Origin of the sequence: Spirillospora sp. NPDC046719, assembly GCF_040645715.1 — a bacterium.
Taxonomy (GTDB): Bacteria; Actinomycetota; Actinomycetes; order Streptosporangiales; family Streptosporangiaceae; genus Spirillospora.
Window position 1 is genome coordinate 1 of record NZ_JBEYYT010000712.1, and the last position, 3272, is coordinate 3272.

Sequence of the window (3272 nt, forward strand, 5' to 3'; positions counted from 1 at the left end):
CCCCCCCCGCGCCCCCCCCCCCCCCGCCCCGGCCGGGGCCCCCGCCCCCCCGGCCGCCCCCCCGCCGCGCGACCCCGCGCACGCCCGGCTCGGCGCGCTCGGCGCGTACGCCCGGTTCCCCGCTCGCGGCGCTCGCGGCCCTCGGACGGGTCCTGTCGGCGGAGGCGTCGGTGCCGCGCGTCGTGCTGGGCACCGCGGTCGCGGGCGCGGTCGTCGTCCTCGCGCTCATGCACCGGGTGGCGCTCGACGCGGGCAGCGAGAGCCTGATGGGCGCCGACCGGGCCTGGCTGCTGCTCGCCGCGCTCGCCACCGCCGCGATGTGGTGCGTGGGCACCGTCACCCAGCTCGGCTCGATGCCGGTGCGGCCTCCGGTCGGCCGGCTGTTCGCGGTGCAGGTCGCCGCGTCGTTCGCCAACCAGCTGCTGCCCGCCGGGTCGGGCGGCATCGCGATCAACGTGCGGTTCCTGCGGCGCTGCGGGCTGACCCGGGGCGCCGCGATGGGCTCGGTCGGGCTGAATTCGCTGGCCGGGCTGGTGACGCACCTGCTGCTGCTCGCGGTCGCCGTCGCGGGCGTCCCGTCCGCGCTCGGCATGCTGGGGGAGAGGCACTGGCCGCGGCCTCGGGAGGTCGCCGCCGCCGTCGCCGGGAACCCGTGGATCGAGGGCGGCCTCGCGGCCGCCGTCGTCGCCGCGGCGGTCGCGCTGGTCTGGCTGCGCCCGGCCCGCTTCGCCCGCGTCCTGCGGTCCCGCGTCGCGGCGGGCGGGCGGCAGTTGCGGCACGAGCTCGCCGGGCTCGGCACGGTCCTGCGGCACCCCGGGCGCGCCACCGCGCTGTGGCTCGGCTCGCTGTCCTCGCCGCTCCTGCACGGCCTCGTGCTGTTCGCGGTGCTGCGCAGCCTGTCCGTCCCGATCACGGTGACCAGCGTCGTGGTGGTCTACCTCGTCGTCTCCTCGGTCTCGGCCCTGGTCCCCTCGCCCGGCGGCATCGGCGGGCTGGACGTGGTGCTGGTCGCCGGGCTCGTGTGGGCGGGCGTGCCGTCGGCCGCCGCGCTCGGCGCGGTCGTCGGGTACCGGCTGATCACCGTCTGGCTGCCGCTGCTGCCGGGCGCCTGCGTGTTCGCCGTCCTGCTGCGCCGCCGGATCATCTGACCGCCCGCGCGGACCGTCCCGTTCCCGGCCCACACCAGGCCGGTCGTGAGGACCGCCGCCCCCGTCACCGCCATCCCGGCGAGGACGTCCAGCAGGAAGTGGTTGGCGGTCGCCATGACGACGAACGCGGTCGTCGCGGGGTACAGCGCCGCGAGCCAGCGCGCCCGGTGGCGGCGCAGGAGCGCGACCGCCACCGCCACCACCCACGTCGCCCACGCCAGATGCAGGGACGGCATCGCCGCGTACTGGTCGGCGGGCACCGGGCCGCCGTGCGTCGTCCCGAAGCCGGCGAGCGCCACCGAGTCGGCGAACCCCGCTCCCGGCAGGAGCCGCGGCGGCATCACCGGCAGGACGAAGAAGACCGTCATCCCGGCGAGGTTCGTCAGGACGAGGGCGTTGCGCGCGGGCCGGTAGAGGTCCGGCCCGGCGATGTAGCACCAGGCGAGGACGGTCAGCGTGACGCCGATGTGCGCCCGCTGGTACCACTCCACGGACGCCCACGCCATGCCGTGATGCCCGGTCAGCCACCGGTTCAGCCCGAGCTCGACGTCCAGGTGCAGGTCGCGCTCCACGGCGAGGACGTCCCGGCCGTGCGCGAGCGCCGCACCGTGCCGCGCGTCGGCGAGCGAGCGCACGTAGTCGTAGACCTTCAGCAGCACCAGCACGATCAGCAGTTCGCCGACGAGCCACGGCCTTGTGCGGCGCGGCCTTCCGGCGGCGCGCGGGCCCGTGTCGTGCGCCGCGGGCCGCGGGAGCAACGCGCGGACGGTTCAGCCCACCCTTCTCTCGGGCCGCCCGTCGGGCGCCCTGTCCAGCCGTTCCATGGCCAGGCCGTACAGGTCCTCGGTACGGCGCAGCACGCCCGGCCAGGTCACCGGCGGCTGGACCGCGCGGGCGCGGGCGGCCATCCGGGCCCGCAGCGCCTCGTCGGACGCCAACCGGACGATCGCGTCGGCCATGGCGCCGTCGCTCGCGGCCAGCAGGCCGTCCTGGCCGTCGGTGACGAACTCCCCGATGCCGCCCTCGGTGCGCGCGATGACGGGCAGGCCCGCGCACCGCGCCTCAAGGGCGGCTATGCCGAACGATTCCAGCACGGCGGGGGCGACGAACAGGTCGGCGCGCCGGAACAGCGCCCGGATCCCGTCGCGTTCCAGCCGTCCGGGCAGCTCGACCCAGCCGGTCATGGCGTGCCGGCGCAGGTAGCGGTCGATGGAGCGGCGTTCGGGCCCGTCCCCGACGATCACCGCGCGCAGCCCGGCGGACGGGCCGAGTGCCGCCCGCGCCCGCCGCAGTATCCGCAGCAGGTGGTGCGGCCGCTTGCGCGGCGCCAGCCGCATGACGGCGACGACGAGCACCTCGCCCGGCGTGCGGGGCAGCGGATCGACTCGCCACTCCTGCGCGTCGATGCCGTTGGGCAGCACGAACACCGGGGCAGGTGAGACCAGGCGGCGCACCGGCTCGGCCGCGGTGTCGCTCACGGCCGTCCACACGGCGGGCAGCGCGGACCAGCCCGTCGCCGCGTCGAGGACCCGGAACGCCGGCTCCATGTAGGAGATCAGCGAGTGCACCGTCACCACGGTCGGGATCCGGGCGGCCAGCGTCGCGCCCGCCACGGCCAGCGGGGTGAAAGGGCCCGCGTGCACGTGCACGACGTCGTACTTGCCGTACCGCGCCAGCCGCCGGCCCGCCACGATCCCGCCGGGGTTCAGCGTCGTCGGGAACGCCATCCGCTCGGTGGGCCGCAGCACGCGCGGCCCGTTCCCGTCCTCCCGCATCGCGGCGTCCCGGCGCCGGAGCCCGGCCGGGCGCGCCGACGAGGTGATCACGGTGACGTCGTGGCCCGCCTCCTGCTGCCGGGTCGCCAGATCGTGGACGTGCATCTCGACCCCGCCCAGCCGCGGCAGGTAGTAGTCCGTCAGGTGCGCGATCCTCATCGCCGGGCTCCCCGCGCCGGGCCAGCGTCCCCCTCCGGCACACTTGACCGGTGCCGTACACGCTGGTGTCCTTCCACGCCCACCCCGACGACGAGGCGCTGCTGACCGCCGGGACCCTCGCCCGCGCGGCCGCCCGGCCGGACCACCGCAGCCCGCTGAACCCGGTGCAGGACGACCCCGCCGTCCGCAC

At 77.0% G+C, this 3272-nt stretch carries 2 protein-coding genes and 1 pseudogene; 1 reads left to right on the forward strand and 2 read right to left on the reverse strand.

Annotated features, from left to right (window positions below):
• Positions 1-170 precede the first annotated feature (170 nt).
• Positions 171-1148, forward strand: coding sequence for a lysylphosphatidylglycerol synthase transmembrane domain-containing protein (locus ABZ914_RS49050; protein WP_500201471.1), 978 nt, complete (start codon positions 171-173; stop codon positions 1146-1148).
• Positions 1149-1207: 59 nt separating this feature from the next.
• Here the strand turns inward: ABZ914_RS49050 and ABZ914_RS49055 are convergent.
• Positions 1208-1813 (reverse strand): annotated as a pseudogene (locus ABZ914_RS49055) (phosphatase PAP2 family protein); the annotation flags it as partial.
• A gap of 105 nt (positions 1814-1918) precedes the next feature.
• Positions 1919-3082, reverse strand: a complete 1164-nt coding sequence (locus ABZ914_RS49060; RefSeq protein ID WP_500201472.1) for a glycosyltransferase family 4 protein — start codon at positions 3080-3082, stop codon at positions 1919-1921.
• Positions 3083-3272 lie beyond the last annotated feature (190 nt).